At 62.8% G+C, this 15,787-nt stretch carries 14 protein-coding genes and 1 pseudogene; 5 read left to right on the top strand and 10 right to left on the bottom strand.

What is annotated here, in order from left to right:
* Positions 1-29 precede the first annotated feature (29 nt).
* The 5 genes from ACK4HL_RS02755 to asnB are packed head-to-tail and all read right to left on the bottom strand — an operon-like array spanning position 30 to position 5,768.
* The gene (locus tag ACK4HL_RS02755) at positions 30-752 is read right to left on the bottom strand and encodes a class I SAM-dependent methyltransferase (protein ID WP_409756493.1); all 723 of its coding nucleotides are present in this window, start codon (positions 750-752) and stop codon (positions 30-32) included.
* On the bottom strand, positions 739-1,884 hold the full coding sequence (locus tag ACK4HL_RS02750) for a glycosyltransferase family 4 protein (protein ID WP_409756492.1): 1,146 nt from the start codon (positions 1,882-1,884) through the stop codon (positions 739-741). The genes ACK4HL_RS02755 and ACK4HL_RS02750 overlap by 14 nt, the downstream gene beginning before the upstream one ends.
* Positions 1,881-2,885, bottom strand: a complete 1,005-nt coding sequence (locus ACK4HL_RS02745) for a Wzz/FepE/Etk N-terminal domain-containing protein (protein WP_409756491.1) — start codon at positions 2,883-2,885, stop codon at positions 1,881-1,883. The genes ACK4HL_RS02750 and ACK4HL_RS02745 overlap by 4 nt, the downstream gene beginning before the upstream one ends.
* A 10-nt stretch (positions 2,886-2,895) precedes the next feature.
* Positions 2,896-3,774 carry a WecB/TagA/CpsF family glycosyltransferase gene (locus ACK4HL_RS02740; RefSeq protein WP_409756490.1) on the bottom strand — a complete coding sequence of 293 codons (879 nt, stop codon included), beginning with the start codon at positions 3,772-3,774 and terminating at the stop codon, positions 2,896-2,898.
* Complete coding sequence (gene asnB, locus ACK4HL_RS02735; protein WP_409756489.1) at positions 3,774-5,768, bottom strand: asparagine synthase (glutamine-hydrolyzing); 1,995 nt, start codon at positions 5,766-5,768, stop codon at positions 3,774-3,776. Before asnB ends, ACK4HL_RS02740 begins: the two co-directional genes overlap by 1 nt.
* Before the next feature lie 328 nt (positions 5,769-6,096).
* Between asnB and ACK4HL_RS02730 the strand changes: the two genes are divergently transcribed.
* Positions 6,097-6,270, top strand: coding sequence for a hypothetical protein (locus ACK4HL_RS02730; protein WP_409756488.1), 174 nt, complete (start codon positions 6,097-6,099; stop codon positions 6,268-6,270).
* Between the two features lie 93 nt (positions 6,271-6,363).
* Here ACK4HL_RS02730 and ACK4HL_RS02725 read toward each other — a convergent pair whose 3' ends face one another.
* Positions 6,364-7,053, bottom strand: coding sequence for a LysR family transcriptional regulator substrate-binding protein (locus ACK4HL_RS02725; RefSeq protein ID WP_409756563.1), 690 nt, complete (start codon positions 7,051-7,053; stop codon positions 6,364-6,366).
* A gap of 63 nt (positions 7,054-7,116) precedes the next feature.
* Positions 7,117-7,236, bottom strand: a pseudogene (locus ACK4HL_RS02720) (LysR family transcriptional regulator); the annotation flags it as partial.
* Positions 7,237-7,406: 170 nt separating this feature from the next.
* Between ACK4HL_RS02720 and ACK4HL_RS02715 the strand changes: the two are divergent.
* Genes ACK4HL_RS02715 through ACK4HL_RS02705 form a run of 3 tightly spaced genes read left to right on the top strand, consistent with a single transcriptional unit; the run spans position 7,407 to position 9,209 of the window.
* Positions 7,407-8,465: a class I SAM-dependent methyltransferase gene (locus tag ACK4HL_RS02715; RefSeq protein WP_409756487.1), complete on the top strand. Its 1,059-nt coding sequence runs from the start codon at positions 7,407-7,409 to the stop codon at positions 8,463-8,465.
* A 39-nt stretch (positions 8,466-8,504) separates the two neighbouring features.
* A complete protein-coding gene (locus ACK4HL_RS02710; protein WP_409756486.1) occupies positions 8,505-8,804 on the top strand; it encodes a DUF718 domain-containing protein in 300 nt (99 codons plus the stop codon).
* Between the two features lie 48 nt (positions 8,805-8,852).
* Entirely contained in the window at positions 8,853-9,209 is a 357-nt protein-coding gene (locus ACK4HL_RS02705) for a nuclear transport factor 2 family protein (RefSeq protein ID WP_409756485.1), read from the top strand.
* Between the two features lie 108 nt (positions 9,210-9,317).
* On the opposite strand, the gene ACK4HL_RS02700 is transcribed toward ACK4HL_RS02705, so the two are convergent.
* Positions 9,318-10,535 (bottom strand): FAD-dependent oxidoreductase, encoded by a 1,218-nt coding sequence (locus ACK4HL_RS02700; RefSeq protein ID WP_409756484.1) that lies wholly within the window; start codon positions 10,533-10,535, stop codon positions 9,318-9,320.
* Between the two features lie 257 nt (positions 10,536-10,792).
* Between ACK4HL_RS02700 and ACK4HL_RS02695 the strand changes: the two genes are divergently transcribed.
* Positions 10,793-11,743 carry a LysR substrate-binding domain-containing protein gene (locus ACK4HL_RS02695; protein ID WP_409756483.1) on the top strand — a complete coding sequence of 317 codons (951 nt, stop codon included), beginning with the start codon at positions 10,793-10,795 and terminating at the stop codon, positions 11,741-11,743.
* A 4-nt stretch (positions 11,744-11,747) separates the two neighbouring features.
* On the opposite strand, the gene ACK4HL_RS02690 is transcribed toward ACK4HL_RS02695, so the two are convergent.
* The gene (locus ACK4HL_RS02690; protein ID WP_409756482.1) at positions 11,748-12,827 is read right to left on the bottom strand and encodes a flavodoxin family protein; all 1,080 of its coding nucleotides are present in this window, start codon (positions 12,825-12,827) and stop codon (positions 11,748-11,750) included.
* A gap of 16 nt (positions 12,828-12,843) precedes the next feature.
* Positions 12,844-15,378, bottom strand: coding sequence for an AMP-binding protein (locus ACK4HL_RS02685; protein WP_409756481.1), 2,535 nt, complete (start codon positions 15,376-15,378; stop codon positions 12,844-12,846).
* Positions 15,379-15,787 lie beyond the last annotated feature (409 nt).

Below are 15,787 nucleotides of genomic sequence, written 5' to 3'. Positions count from 1 at the left end.
TCCCGCTGCGGGTCTGTGAACGCGCATCGTCAGTCCACCATTTTCCGGGCGATGTAGGTCACATCGACGTATCGCCCGTGGATTCGGCCGAGGCTGACGACATGAACGATTCGGGCGGCGACCGGCACGAGCCGACTCACCAGACCCGTGCCGCGCGATGCATAGCTGCCCACACCAAACTGCTCTTCGACGACAAGTCCCCGGCGACGGCAATACTCGTGAAAGCCGGCGATCGAGATGACCGGATCGTAGAAGGTAGGATAGGGAGCAAATCCCGGCTGGCCCGCCTGGCTGATCTTCCAGGCGTGCCGGTAATAGGCGATCGCCGCCCAGCGCGGCAGCCGGCGGGCGAAAAAGGTCTGAACGCCCTGGAGATCAGGCACGCGAACGATCAGGAGGCCGCCGCGCTTGAGCGAGCGCAGCATGTTGTCGAGCGCCTGCTCGGCGCCTTCGATGTGCTCCAGCACGAACGAGCTGTAGACGATGTCGAAGGTCGCGGCCGGCAGGGGAACGGTCCGGAGATCGCCGATGATCGCCTCATCGAGATCCTTCTGCACATTCTTCCGATGGCCGAGAGCGTGTTCGTCGAGGTCGACGCCCGTCAGCTCGATGTTCACGCCGCACGGGCGCAGGTGCCACTCGCGCCCGCAGCCCGCCTCAAGAACCTTGAGAAAGGGCTTTCCCGCCGCCTCCTCCCTGAAGATCGACACAAGCTCCCGCAGCTCGGAACTGTACTTCTCAAAGTGCCGCACGGGGTTTCTCCAGCTCATGGGAGCGCTCGGCCACTGCCTCGTGCCACAGTGCGCACAGCCGTTCGAGATAACCCTCGATCTCGAACTTGGTGGCGTGGTCCTGCCACGCCGCCACTCCGAGCCGCCTGCGGAACGCAGGATCTCGAACGAGGCGCTCGATCGCCGCTGCCAGCGCAGTGACGTCACCCGGAGGAACGAGGAGGCCGTTCCGTTCATTCTCGACGACTTCGGGTATGGCGCCCACCGGCGTCGTCACGGTGGCAACCCCACTGGCGAAGGCCTCCAGGATCACCATGGGAAGATTTTCGGCGTAGGATGGCAGCACCACGATATCCGTACCGGCCAGCAATTCGGTTCGCTTCCCTGTACCGATCCAGCCCGGGACGGACACTCTTCCATCGAGCCCCAGCTCCCGCACGGCCTGCCTCGTCTCCGTGACCGCGCCATCTCCTGCCAGCGTGGCGGTCCAGTCCGGCACATGCCGGAGCAAGGCCAGCGCCTTGAGCAGATCGGCGCTTCCCTTGCGCCAGCCAAGTTGACCGAGAAATGTGATGCAAACGCCGCTTCCGCTGGAGCCATGATGCGCGCGAGGTTCAGCTGCCGCAGTGGCGTTGGGAAGAACGGCCACCTTGGGTGCGGACTCCGGCTGAAGATCGCTCACCACCTTCGCCCAGAACTCGCCCAGGACAAGGATGCGCGCGCTGCCGGCAAACATGCGGTCCAGTTCGGACCTCACCGGACCCTTCGTGCCTGCCCAGAAATCGCGGTAATCCGTGCCGTGCAAGTGAAGCACATAGGGCAGGCCCAGCGCGCGCGCGAGTTTCGCGAGGATCGCCTTGCGGTAGCTGCTTCCCCTCACCGAGAGGTGAATGTGAAGAAGGTCGGCCTCGCGGCGCAGCGCCAACCATGCGAGCTGCGCCAGGGCACCGGCAAAGACGGGCTGCGCCGCCCACAGGCTCCCCTTGCCGCGCGTGACGAGGCGCCTAGAGGCCACGCCGAGCTCGGGACGGCGGGCGAAACCATCGACGATCGCGTCGTTGAGCCGGTCTATCCCTCCCATGCCATCCTCGCCGTATGGTGTCGCCAGCAGCACTCTGAGGGCGCCCGGCGCGCTCCCGCTCGCGTTCCTCACGCTGCACCCTCCTCCAGACCGCGACGGGTGCGGAGACGCGGCGTCCGGCGGCTCTCGCGGATGATGGCCAGGAGAAGTCCGGCAGCTCCCCCAAGCAGCACCGCCGCGCCGAACACCAGCACTGGCTGCGGCGAGGAGGCGCGAAGCGGCGCCATCGCCTGCGAAATGACGCGGGCCGTGGTGACGGGATAGGACTCGCGTTGAACGGCCTCGGTGAAAGCGCTGTAGAAATCCTGATAGACCTTGCGATAAGTCTCCGCGCTCAGCTGCAGCTCCTCGAGAGTCGCCGACTCGTTGGTTGCCCGGAAGTTCTGGGCCCGCTTTGCTGCGGCGTTCATCTGAAGGCGCAACTCCTGCAGGCGCTGCTCGAGCCATTCGCTCGCCGTGCGCGCAGCATCGGCGCGGACCTCGATCAGGTGCTGGATGTAGACACGCGTCGTCTCGTTGGCGAGTGCCGCCGCCTTCTCAGGGTCGCGCGAATAATAGGCGACATTGATGACCTGGGAGACCCCTTCCCTTTCAACCGAAAGATTCTCGACGAAGGCCTCCGCCGCGATCCGCGCGGGATCCGGATCCACGCTTGCGCTTGCGTTTCCCGGCAGTGGCAGCAGAGCCCGAAGCCTCGACGGCCGCCTCTGGAATTCAGGATCGTTCCAGAGCGCGAGGCGATCGACGACGGCTGCCGCGACAGTGCGGGACTTGAGCGCCACCATATGCGTTTCGATCTGGGCGGAGTCGACATTGAGCCCGAGATCGCTCGCTTCGCGGAAGATCTGCGGAAGCTTTGGATCGAGGAGCAGCTGCGCCTGGGCACGATAGGTCGGGGGAGTGACGAAATAATACGCGGCTGCCACTCCGAGCGCGATGATCACCGCGACGAGGATGAGCCAGATGTTCCGCCAGACGAGTGTGAAGGCATCTCCGAACGCCACATACTCGCGCCGCTCGCTCCTGCGCTCGCCGGGGATGGGGCCTGCCTCGAAATAATGCGGCCTGTTCATGATCGTGCCTTCAGCCGCCCGTTCGCTCGGCCGCCTGCCGGGCGGCCGTGCGACGCATGCGCACCGTCTCGAGAGCGGCTCTGGCCAAGAACTCGGGCCCCAACAGGAGATAGCGCCGCCACAAGCGGCGGGGTTCGCTCCCAAGCCGGTGCAACCATTCCAGTCCGCTGCCGCGCATCCAGGCCGGGGCGCGGGCGATCCGGTTGCTGTGGAAATCGAAGGCCGCCCCCACTCCGATTGCCACGGCGCCCCGCAGGCGATCTGCGTTTTCCCGCATCCAGATCTCCTGCTTCGGGCATCCGAGGCCGATCCAGACGACATCGGGGCGCGCTTCATCGATAGCCCGGATGGAAGCATCGCGTTCAGCCGGAGAGAGTTCCCGGAAAGGGGGAGATTGCGTGCCGGCGACCGCGAGACCCGGAAACATGGACTGGAGACGGGAGGCGAGTTCTTCCGCCACGCCTTCCCCCCCTCCATAGAAGTAGTGGCGCCAGCCCTTCCCAACGCCGAGGCCGCAGAGATGCAGCATGATGTCGGGGCCACAGACTCGTCGCATCGTTCTCTCTCCACGCGCATGCGCGACCCAGACCAGCGGCGTGCCGTCCGGGAGCACCATGTGAGCGTTTCGCAGGGCCTGCATGTGTGCGGTATTCCGCTGCGCCTGCATGATGCTGTGAACATCCACCGCACAGACGTAACGGGCCTCTCCGGCTTCGATCCACCGGCCGATCTCGTCAGCCGCGCTCCGCATGCCGACCACGCTGACCGGAACGCCGAGAATTTCCACTTGGCTCTGCATCGTCCAGAAGAGCGCCGAGCAGCGATAGTTCCGTTCCGCGGAAACAAAGCGGGTTGTCATCGCGTCAGGATCCTTGCCATGTATCGGCATCACTGGCGGAGGCTCAGGTTGGCTTCGGCCCAGGCCTGCAACATCAGGATGGTCCACACCTGAAGGGTCCAGTCACGGCGGCCGGACAGGTGCTCTTCCCACATCTTGCCGATGGGTTCAGGGCGGAGAAGGCCTTCCTCCGCGAGACGCGCAGGGTCGAGCAGGGTCTCGGCCCAGTCCCGCAGCGGACCTCTCAGCCACTCGCCGACCGGCAGGAAGAAACCAAGTTTCGGCCTCTCGATCAGTTCCCGCGGCACATGACGATAGAGGATCTGGCGCAGCGCCCATTTGCCCGCGCCTCCGCGGATCTTCATCGAGACCGGTAGCCTGGCTGCCAGTTCCACGACGTCAGGGTCGAGGAAGGGCGCCCGTGTCTCGAGACTCACACCCATGGCAGCGCGGTCCACCTTGCAGAGAATGTCGTCGGGAAGATAGGTCAGGGCATCCTGGTACATCATCCGCTCCGCCGGGTGTTCGGTCCCAGAGGACGGAGCGGGATCCCCGAGGAGCGAGGACACTTCCTGGCCATCCCCGGAATCATGCGCCATCACGCGCTCCGGCTCGGCCCATGAGGAGACGAGGTTGAGATATAGGTCATCGAGGTCGCGCACCGTCGAGAGACGCGTGCCGACCCGGTGAATCCAGTCGCCTGTTCCGGCGGAGCGGTTCGCTCCCCCCGGTAATATCCTGGACATCGTATCCCAGGCACCTGCGGGCACGGCTGTCGCCGCAAGGCCCACGGCCTGGCGCAGCGGAAAGGGAAACCGGCTGACGCTTTCCCATACCTTAGGCGCCCGCTGGTATCTCGGATATCCGCCGAAGAGCTCGTCTCCCCCATCCCCCGTCAGGGCTACGGTCACATGCGGGCGCGCAGCCTGGCACACGAGGAAGGTGGGGATCTGCGAGGCGTCCGCGAAGGGCTCGTCGAAGAGGAAGGGCAAACGGGGGATGACGGCTCTCGCTTCGGCAGCGGTCACGCGAATTTCGGTGTGCCGCGTTCCCAGGTGGCGTGCCACCGCCGCGGCATGGGGGGATTCATCGAAATCCTCCTCCTCGAAGCCAATGGTGAATGTCCGTACGGGTGCGGCGCTGTTCTTCTGCATCAAGGCCACCACGAGGGAGGAATCGATGCCGCCCGAGAGGAACGCGCCCAATGGAACATCGGAATTCATCTGCCGGCTGACTGCCCGGTCCATGGCGGCCTCGAGTTCAGGCAGGGCCTCTTGATCGTCGGCAAACCTCCTGCCGCTGGAAGCCTCGATTGCCGCGGCGAGCGACCAGTAGCGCGCGACGGCGAGACCATCCCATTGCTGCCCGGGACGCAGCGGAGCGGCAGGCGGCGCCGGTGCGGCTTTGCCGAGGCTCAGGACGCAGCCCGGCTCCAGCTTGAAAACACCCTTCCAGATGCTCCGCGGGCTGGGAACATAGGCGAAGCGCAGATACTGACCGAGGGCGACCGGGCATATCCGACGCTCGAAGCGCGGATGCGCCGCCAGCGCCTTGATCTCGGATCCGAAGACGAAACATGCTCCCGCCCAGCCGTAATAGAGCGGCTTCTCGCCGAGACGGTCGCGCGCCAGGTGCAGAACCCTCTCCTTCCGGTCCCACAGCGCCAGCGCGAACATTCCCGCTGCCCGGCGCAACGAATCGTTGAGCCCCCAGTGGGTGATGGCGGCGAGCAGCGTTTCGGTATCGGAATGGCCGCGCCAATTGGGCGCCGCGGAACATGCGGCTAGTTCCTCCCGAAGATCGAGATGGTTATAGATCTCGCCATTATACGCCAGAACGAACCGCCCGCTCTCCGACAGCATGGGCTGGTGGCCGGCAGGGGAGGTGTCGATTACGGCCAGGCGCCGGTGCCCGAGCGCGATGCCGGCGGCGGCGTCGGCCCACGTGCCGGATCCATCCGGCCCCCGATGACCAAGGGCTTCCGTCATGCGGGCCAGGGCGGAACCGTCCACTTCTGCACTCAAAACTCCAGCAAGGCCGCACATACCCCGCCCGCGTTGTAGGGGGCCCTTGCCCCGGTTGGAGAGAAAGAAATCGAACCGCGGAGGAAGCCTGCAGCCCAACGCGAATGGTAATCCGCTCGATCCCGTGGAGTTCCCTGCCCAAGCTGCCCCAGATCAACCCGGCCGCGCTTGCCTGCACATGCACGAAATGGCATGAAACGAAGGGCTGAGTCTGCATTTCTTCATTGCAACGTCCGACAACCGGACGGCCGTGCTGATATTCTGGTGTGAGCCAGTGCTGTCCGGAAGGAGAGCCCTGCCCTCCGTCCATGATCGCGGAGATACGCCGCTCCGCCCAGGGAGAAGCTTCGTGGCTGATGAACTGCAACAGCATACCGCAAAGCACACCTCAACGACCCGGGCGGGAAGCAAACCCCGCATCCGGCTCTCGCCCTTCGGCAAGGGGATCATCGCGGCGCTGCTGATGAGCCTCGCCGTGTGGGCGCTCATCTATTTCGTAATCCTGAAACTGCTGTTTCGCTGAGGCCTCCTGCTCCCCAATCAGGGAATACACGACGCTTCACTGGTGGAAAGCTGCCTTATCAGCCGCCGTGACCAATCGAGGGTATTCCGAAAATCAGCTCGTCCAGCTGTAGCGCCTTGCCGCTTCGATGAACGTGGTGACTGGCGGCGTATGGGGGCGCCCTGCCGCGGTCACCAGTGAAACACGGCGCACGATTTCCGGATCCACGACGGGCCTGTGGCAAACACCAGGCTGGTTTGCGGAGAATTCAGCGATGAAGCATACGCCCATTCCCGCCGCCACCATGGCGAGGATCCAGTCCTCGCGCTCACTCCGATAGGCGCTGCGGATCTCGAAGCCGGCTGTCCTGCACAGATCGTCGATGTGATTGGCGTATTCGCAGTTGACCCGCTCGAGATAGGGTTCGTCCCGAACGTCGAGAAGATGGAGTGCTTCCCTGGTTTCGAAGGGGTGTCCAGCCGAGAAAGCAACGCCGAAGCGCTCCGAATAGATCACCTCCGACGTGAGCTCATCACCGAAGGGCTGCGGATTGGCAACGAGAGCGATATCGAGCGTGCCATCCCTGAGGAGGCTGAGAAGCTGGTGCGCCGATCCATCCAGGACATGAACGGCGAGTCCCGGATGCCGCTCATGAAAGTCGTTCAGGAAGCTGATGAAGCGCAATGGACCGATCGTGCACATCACTCCCAGGGTCAGAGACTGGGCCTCGAGCGAAAGAAAGCTTCTGGCGCTCCTTTTCGCAGCTTCGGTTCTCTTCAGTACGTCGTCCAGATGTCCCTGCATCAGCCTGCCGAAATCCGTCAACTGCACGTGAGCTTTCTCGCGGTGGAAGAGGTGACCGCCCAGCTCGATTTCGAGCTTCTGTATGGCGCGCGTCAATGCAGGCTGACCGACATGAACGAGTTCGGCCGCCCGATGGAAGTTCAAAGTCTGGCATGCGGCAAGAAAGTACCGGATTTCGTGCATTTCCATGACTGCACTCCGATGATGTGCCAACGGCATCAGGCGATGAAATCTCGGCATTATCCGCAGTTTCCGGTCTGAGGTAAACTGGCCCTTACTTGCAGCTCAGCCCCCCTTTCCATGGATGGCAGACGCTTTCCTGCTGAGCAGACCAACCCACGGGGAGTTACGCCATGACTGGATTCAACCAGGAGAAGCTCGATTCGTTTCTGGGCAAGATGGTGGGAGACCTCGGCGCCATCGCTACCGGAGCCGGCGTGCTTCTGGGCGACCGGCTGGGCCTTTTCAAAGCCATGCGCGAGAACGGCCGGTGCACGGCGGAGGCTCTCGCCTCCCGCACGGGAACTCAGGAGCGGCTCGTCAGGGAGTGGCTGAGCGGACAGGCCGCTGCAGGATACATCGAGTACGACAAGGATACTGACCAGTTTTACCTCACACCCGAGCAGGAGCTGGTCTTCGCCGACGAAGAGAGTCCGGCCTTCATGGCGGGAGCATTCGAGGTCCTCTCCACGCTTTGGCTCGACGAAGAAAAGGTCCGCCATGCCTTCAAGTCCGGCAAGGGCGTGGGCTGGCATGAGCACAGCAACTGCCTTTTCCGCGGAACCGAGCGATTCTTCCGACCGGGGTATAATGCCAATCTCGTCAGTTCCTGGTTGCCGGCTCTCGACGGCGTCGTCGAGAAGCTCGAGCAGGGAGCTGCGGTGGCCGACGTCGGATGCGGTCACGGCGCTTCGACAATCCTGATGGCCAAGGCCTTTCCGAAGTCGCGTTTCACCGGATTCGACTATCACGGGCCGTCCGTCGAGAGAGCCCGGGAGGCAGCGGCCGAGGCCGGTGTCTCCGCCAACACGACGTTCGAAGTCGCATCCGCGAAGAGCTATTCAGGTCGCTACGACCTGGTCGCCTTCTTCGATTGCCTGCATGACATGGGAGATCCAGCCGGCGCAGCGGGCCATGTCCGCAGATCACTCAAGAAGGACGGTACCTGGATGATCGTGGAGCCCTTCGCGCATGATCAGCTGGCCGACAATCTGAACCCCGTCGGACGCGTCTACTACACGGCCTCGACCTTCGTCTGCACGCCCGCATCATTGTCGCAGGAAGTGGGGCTGGGGCTGGGCGCCCAGGCCGGCGAGACGCGGCTGCGGGAAGTCATCAAGGCAGGCGGATTTACAAGGATCCGGCGTGCGGCGGAGACGCCGTTCAACATGGTCCTTGAGGCGAGGCCCTGAGGTTGGAAACAGAGCACAAGTGGAGTGGAGGAATGAGCCATGACAGCCTATAATGTCGTCCGCTTCCGGACGAAGCCCGGAAGGGCCAAGGAATTCATCGACCGTCATCTGTCCGCCGAACTCAATGCGCCAGGATTCCGGAAGGGCGTCCTCTTGAAGACCGGAGAGCGTGACTTCTGCTTCGTTGGCGAGTGGAACGAATATGACAACCTGGCCGCTGCCCGCCCCGCGATGATCGGCATCCTGGACGGCATGCGGGACCTTCTGGAAGATCTCGGCGGAACTCTTGGAGTCACCGATCCTGTTTCGGGACCGGTTGTCGCCGAGATCGGCGAGTAGCGGTTTCACGCGTCCAATCACAAGGGACAAACGTCGAGGAACATTGCCATGACACGTTCAATTCCCACGATAGACGGACTTCGGCGCGCCATCGAGACACGTGACGCCCGAAGCCTGACGTCCTTCTATGCTGATGATGCCGTGCTGACCATCATCGACAGCGACAACCCTCCCAGCAAGCCGCGGACCATCACCGGTGCGAAGAACATCGGCGCATTTCTCGACGACGTCTACGGCCGCGACATGACTCACAATCTGGAGATGGGCCTGATCGAAGGCGGAAGGCTTGCCTTCGTCCAGGGCTGTCAGTACGGCGACGGCACGCGCGTCATCGCGTCGAGCACTGCCGAACTCGGCCCCCACGGCATCGTTCGGCAAACGACAGTACAAGCCTGGGACAGCTGATTCCACATGGCATCTCCGTCCGCTCGAGTGACCTCGATGCCAAGAGGGTGTAAGCTCGAAGGCCAGCCTCGACCGAACTCAGGCGTTCACCGCTGAGCGAATGGCGAGTCAAGCAGCTTTAGGCCTGCCTGCCAATTCCAGTATGCGTTCGACGTTAGGTGCCGCAAAGAATTCCTGCGGATGCACCGTGCCTGCCATGATGCCGAGGAACTCGCTCGTCGCCCCGGGACTGACTGCCACCGCCGCCAGCAGAGCGGCCACTTCCGGCGAGGGTGATGAAAGGCGCGCGAGTTCCGCGGTCATGTCATATAGCGGCTTCGCGAGTGCATCGCGGCGCTGCGAATAAGTCATGAGCGCGGCATCGATGTTCCGTGCGCCGCCCAGGCCGTCCACCACGCATTCGGAGAGCAGTTCCGCATGCAGGAATGCGTCGGTCATTCCTTGGGCCGTTATCGGATCCTTGTGGTACCCAGCGTCGCCCACGAGGGCCCAGCCCGGTCCAGCAGCCTCGCGGAAAAAGCCCTCGGTGTCGGCCGTTCCCGTGAATCGGCCAACCCGCTTGGCGCTGACGAGACGATCGGCCAGCGACGGAAGTTCGCAGACCGCGGCGAGATAAGCGGTTTCGACATCCTTCCTCACCGCCCCGAACCGATCCACGGGCCAGGCCACTGCGAGGAAGGTCAGCCCCTCATTGGTCGGCAGAGCAACAGCAAAGCGCCCGTCGCGCACGTAGAGCTCCGCTCTGTCGATCGGAAGATCTTTCCAATAGGCATAATAGGTGCAAGTCCGGGCCGGGACGGTGTCATAGACCCTGGCTCCGGCCTGAGCGGCGACACGGGACCGCTTTCCATCTGCTCCGACCACCAGACGAGCGCGGACGTCTTCCACCCGGCCACTCGTGCTCACCGTGGCAATGCCCTTCACCTGTCTGCCGTCGAAAACAAGCCTGGTGAAGTTTGTTGCCTCGCGGAGTTCCGCTCCGACTGCAACTGCTGCCTCGGCGAGCACCGGGTCGAAGGCCCACCGGCGGGGTGCAAAAGAATCGACCGTTCCGTCCCTGGCGGGAGTGGGCGCGCCGGAGATCGTGAAGGAGCCGAAGTCGATGCTCATGCGCCGGAGCGCAGGAGAGCCGAGCCGCTCGAGGTCTTCACGAAGGCCGAGGCGGCGCAGCGCCGAAACGCCTGCAGGATGAATGTAATGGCCCGACATGGTGTCGCTTGGAAATCGCGTACGGTCGATAATGATGACTTTCAGACCGTGCCTGGCGAGCGACAAGGCGAGGGCGGAGCCGGCGCAGCGCGCGCCGACGATGGCAACGTCATACATGGTTCTGTTCCCTGAGGAGGGAGAGCGGACTCAAGTGTCAGCAGTCGCCGGGCGGACGACTGTCAACGTGAGTGCATTCCCGATCTCCCGTTGTGGCTTGCAAGTGATGAAAGCACCGGTTGCGATTGCGCAACCGGACTCGACAGGCCCAAACCCTTCCTTCTTCGAGGACGGGCTTTTCCTGCCGGGCGGCCGCTGTCATACTGGCCTGCAGACATCAGTGGAAATTCAATGATGCTATCGCGGTTATTCGGGGCATGAATTTCGCTGCGCTCGACCTCAATCTTCTGAGGGTCTTCGACGCAATGATGCTCGACTTCAACACCACCCGCGCCGGGGAACGGATCGGCTTGAGCCAACCCGCAGTGTCGGCGGCGCTTGGCAGGTTGCGGCAGGTGACGGGAGACGATCTCTTCGTGCGCGAAGGAAACAGAATGGTGCCCACACCCAGGGCGCGGCTGCTGGCAGAGCCGGTCCGGCAGGCGCTGCACCAGCTTGAGGAGGCACTTGCATCCGTATCGGCTTTCGATGCCTCTTCCTCCGATCGTGTCTTCCGGATCGGTGGTTCGGACTATTTTTCAACGCTGCTGATGCCGCGCCTCGCCTCGAGACTTGCAACCGAAGCCCCGCGCGTGACCGTACAGATGATCGATTCACCGAGCGTCGAAGCCATTCGTCTTCTGTCGGAAGGCGCCATCGACCTGGGAATCGACGCAGAGTTCGAACTGCCGGACTGGGTCAACAGTTGCCGCATGCACGCTTCTTTCATTGCCACCGTCGCACGGAAGAACAATGCGCCACTTGCAGCCGCGAGAGTGAGACCTGGCGAACGAATATCTCCTGAGCTCTATTGCAGCCTCTCGCACGTGCTGATGTCGATGGACGGCAGCCGGTCCGGTACGATCGACAGATTACTTGCAGAGCATGGACTTCGGCGGCACGTCGCGACGACAGTGCCGCATTTTCACTCCGTCGCAATGGCAGTCGCGGCAACGGATTACCTTGGGAGCCTGCCCATCCATTTCGCCCGCCAGGTGGCCGAGAGGCTGAACCTCACGCTCTATCTTCCACCGTTCGATCCTCCCATGTTGCGTACCATCCTCTTCTGGCACCGGCGACATGATGCCGATGCCGCCAGTCGGTGGTTTCGCCGGCATATCATGGACGCGATGGACTTCGGTCCATTGCCGGACCCGATCAGACCGTGAACCGCTACTTGGGCCTCGGTTCGCGAATAGCCTCATCGGGCCGCGGCAGGCGTCCCGCCCGCAGGAGACGCACGGCCGAAACGAGCGCCCGCACCGCATTCCTCGTTTCCACCTGGACGGCTTCGTCCGCATCAAGCGCACGGTGGCTCTCGGCATAGCTTCCCATGTAACCGATGTAGGCATCGAGCAACCCATGCTTGCCCGAGGGTATCAATCCCATGTCGGTAAGCCAGTCGGACAGGATACGCCTGAGGGTTTCCGTTCCGGCCGCGTCTCCGTGAACCACCAGTGAAAACACCCGCCCGGCCAGATGCCGCGGGTAGGGCCAGCCGCGAAGCTCCAGTTCCTTTGCCTTCGACGGGTCCTTCCCATCCGTGGAGGTCGGGTCGGGATTACCCCCGTCAGCGCAGACCAGGCGATCGATCATCGCCTTCAGGCCTGAAGGCGCCTGGTACCAGTTCACGGGCGTCACGATCATCACGCCGTGGGCGGAAACCCACATGGGATAGATCTCCGCCATCCAGTCGTTCACCTGGCCCATGGCGAAGTTCGGATAGCATGAGCACGGCCAGTGGCAGAGCGGCATGGCGGTCGAGACGCATGACTTGCAAGGGTGAATGAGACGGCCATACTCCGAGGCGAGGCGGCTGAGATCGAGCACCTCGACTTCGAAGCCTTCTTCAGCATCCACGATTTCCTTGGCAAGCATCATGAGCCGCCAGCTTTTCGACATCTCTCCCGGGCAGGTCTGATCGGAGCGCATGGAGCCGTTGATCAGCAGGATACGACTGGGGGAGTTGGCGCTCTTCTGGCGCCTTTCGGCCTCCATGATATTCCGGCGTGCGGCGAGCCATTCCACGGGCAGGCGCGCGTCAGGCTTCGAGAAGTCCGGCCCTGCAGGAGCCATTCGGGGGTTCTTGTGATACTCCGCGTAGCTGGTCCACGCGACGTCCACGATACGCTCGATCTCAGCCGCGGCCCCCTCGAAGCCGGGATCATGGAATTGTTCCCGGAACCTCGCGGCGAACTCGTCCTTCGTGAGGGAAACGTCCGGCATGCCTTTACGAACATCGATCTTCGCCACTTCCGCTCCCTCCAAGTCACTCGTTCAAAATGGGGCGATCATCGGAGCCGATTAGCGGACCCGCTGCGCGGTTCGCGACCAATCGGCGGTTCATTGCAACCGTGGAGCCCAGCCTGGCGAATATGAGCCTCTGCAAGCTCATCGCCCCAATACCCGTGACCAGTCCAATCACCACAGACGCAAAGATGCCGAACAGCCCCCTCGTGTCCAGTCCCAAGCTTTCCGGAACAATGCGGTGGAAAAGATAGATGTGATAGCTGCCAGCAGAAATCAGTGTTACCGCGGGTATGCTGAATCGCGGGAGACGCAGAGACGGCACCAGCACCAGGATGAACAGCACACTCAGTTGAAGCATGTAGAGGGTCCATGAGCCCTGCCAGTTGCCGCCCGTGTAAGCGGCGAACGGACATAGCAATGCGGCCGTGAGCAGAAGTGCTGCTCGCCTGGCTGTGCTGTCCACAAAATATGCGCACCACCCGAGGGCGACGAGCCAGAGCACATAAGTGGGGAAGAATATCTTCCGGTTTCCGATGTCGTAAACCAGCGGCACCGCATAACGGAGCGCGAATGCGAAGAGGAGGACACCAAGGGCGACCTCGAAAGGGTGCTTCGCGGCAAGGCGTTGCACCGCCGGAACGGAGAAGCTCAGCGCAGTCATGAGACAGATCTGGACATAGGCTTCAACGAACCAGAACTGGAACGGCAGCATGGTGTGATCGCCCGGATCCGCAAATCCCAGATTACCGATCAGCAGGGCTGACGCCCAGGGGAGCTTCTCCCAAACGACCGTGAAGCCCGCGACGATCACGAAGTAGGGAAGAAGATTGCGGAACATGGGGAGCAGGAAGGCTCCCACACGCCCGGAAAACAGCTGTTCGCTATGGAACCGCGCAAAGCCATACCCGACCATCATCATCAAGACCGCGGCCCCGCCGGGAATTGGCCACAGCGTGGCGTGATGCACCACGATCAACAAGATCGCCGCCGCGCGGAGAAAAAGATGGCTCTCCACCTTGGAGGTCCGGCGGCTCTCTGCTGCGGGCAATGACGATCTCTGCTTCTCCAGTTGCCCGATCGGGATCTGCTCCCAGTTTTCGGGAAGAAAGCCGAGGCGATTTTCAACCGCGAGAGACGTTTGGACATAGGCGAGCGAGTCACCTTCGAGGCTCTCGAAGCTGTCGCCGGCGGACACTTTCTTCGGGTAGAATGCGGCTTGAAAGTCTTGGATCAGGTCTTTCGCGCTGGAGGGTGCCGAAGGTGGCGCTGCCTTCTCCAGTGCCTTGTAATCAATCTTGCCGGACGGCAACCGCGGCAGCTCCTGATGGGTTTGCAGCCTGACGAAGCGGAGAGGCATGCCAGCAGCATCTGCCGCGAGTGCGGGAATGACATTTCCGGCAGATCCCTCGACGTGAACAGCTATGGACTCATCGGACCCGGTGACCGCACAGGAGATGCCTTTAGACCGCAGCGCCCATTCAATGGCTTCATGACCCACACGGATGCCGGCGATCTTGGAGAAGCGGCTTGCCCGGCCTTCCAGCCGGAACAGACCCTCAGTCGTCTGCGTAGCGATGTCGCCGGTCGCGAGTTCGGCAAGTTCCGCACCGCGTGCAAGGTCCTCACGCCGCGTGGCGTAGCCCATCATCACATTTGGCCCGCGATAGACGAGTTCGCCTTTCTCGCCCACCCCCGTGATGCTGCACCCGGCCTCGTCCCGGATGCGCAGATGACCACCGGGAATCGCAATGCCGATGCAATCGGCATGCGTGCGGACGAGTTCAGGCGGCAGGTAGGCCATCCGCGCCGTTGCCTCGGTCTGCCCATACATCGCGAAGAAGCAACCGCCGTGACGGCGCAGGGCGACGTCGTAAAGCTTCACGAGATCGGGCGAGAGCCGCCCCCCTGCGACCGTCATGTAGCGCAGGCCGGGCCACATCCTGCTCCGGAAGGCCAGCCGCTCTAGGAGTTCATATGTGAAGGGTACGCCGGACAATCCTGTTGACCCCAGGCTCGCGGCCGTTCTCAGGAAATCGGGGTCCGCAACACTCTCTCCGCAGAACGCGAGACTGCCGCCTGCAGCAAGATGCGAGTTGAGCGTCGAAAGCCCATACGAGTAGTGGAGGGGCAGGGTGTGGGGCAGCCTGTCAGAAGAGGTCAGTCCGAGATAGGTGACGATGCTTGCCGCGTTGGCTTCGATATTGGCACGCGACAGCCTCACCCAGCGCGGGCGTCCCTCCGATCCGGATGTCGCGAGCATCAGCGCCAGATCCCGGTGCATTTCTGCCCCGAGGCGCGTTCCGTGCTCCACCATCGTCCAGCGGCCTGCCTGCATCGAAAATGAGAGCGCGGGCTGAAAGTCCTTGTGGAAAGCATCGCGCAAATCCGCCTTTCCTGGCGGAAGCAAGGCAACCGGCTGCCCTGCTTTCAGTGCCGCGAGATAGGCAATGATGAACTGGGCGGAAGCCCATGCCTCGAGAGCCACGAGGCGGCGCTCACCCGCGAAGCGGGGGAGCAGCGTGTCGATCTGAGCGCGGACGTCGGCGTAGCTCATCACCCGCCCGGGATCCATCAGACAAGGAGCGGAATTCTCTGCGGTCAGGTGTTCAAGGATGCTCACGAAAATAGCCGAGTAATTTGCTAGGAAACACCCTGCCCTAATCCCCGGACTTGGCGAGCGTCAATGGCAATATCGTCCCAGCGCATCCTAGGCTTCGCACCAAGCCATTTTAGACTGACTCTAAACTACTGATTTCATTTGAGAGTTGGCGATCACCGTGATAATCTGAGTTGATTAGTCGGATATTGGAGGGACCCGCGTTGGACTATATCGATCGGCCTGCAGAACGGCTTGTTCTCAGGGGCTACCTGCTGTGTGAGGCTCTGCCACGACGAGTGCATGGCGATTGCCGCCGTCGCGGCCGGCCAAGCCGATGACACCTTCACGGGCCAACTTGCCGCCA

Origin of the sequence: Aestuariivirga sp., from assembly GCF_046294715.1 — a bacterium.
Lineage (GTDB): Bacteria > Pseudomonadota > Alphaproteobacteria > Rhizobiales > Aestuariivirgaceae > Aestuariivirga.
The sequence above is the reverse complement of the archived record's forward strand: the minus strand, read 5'-3'. Positions and strand labels throughout refer to the sequence as shown.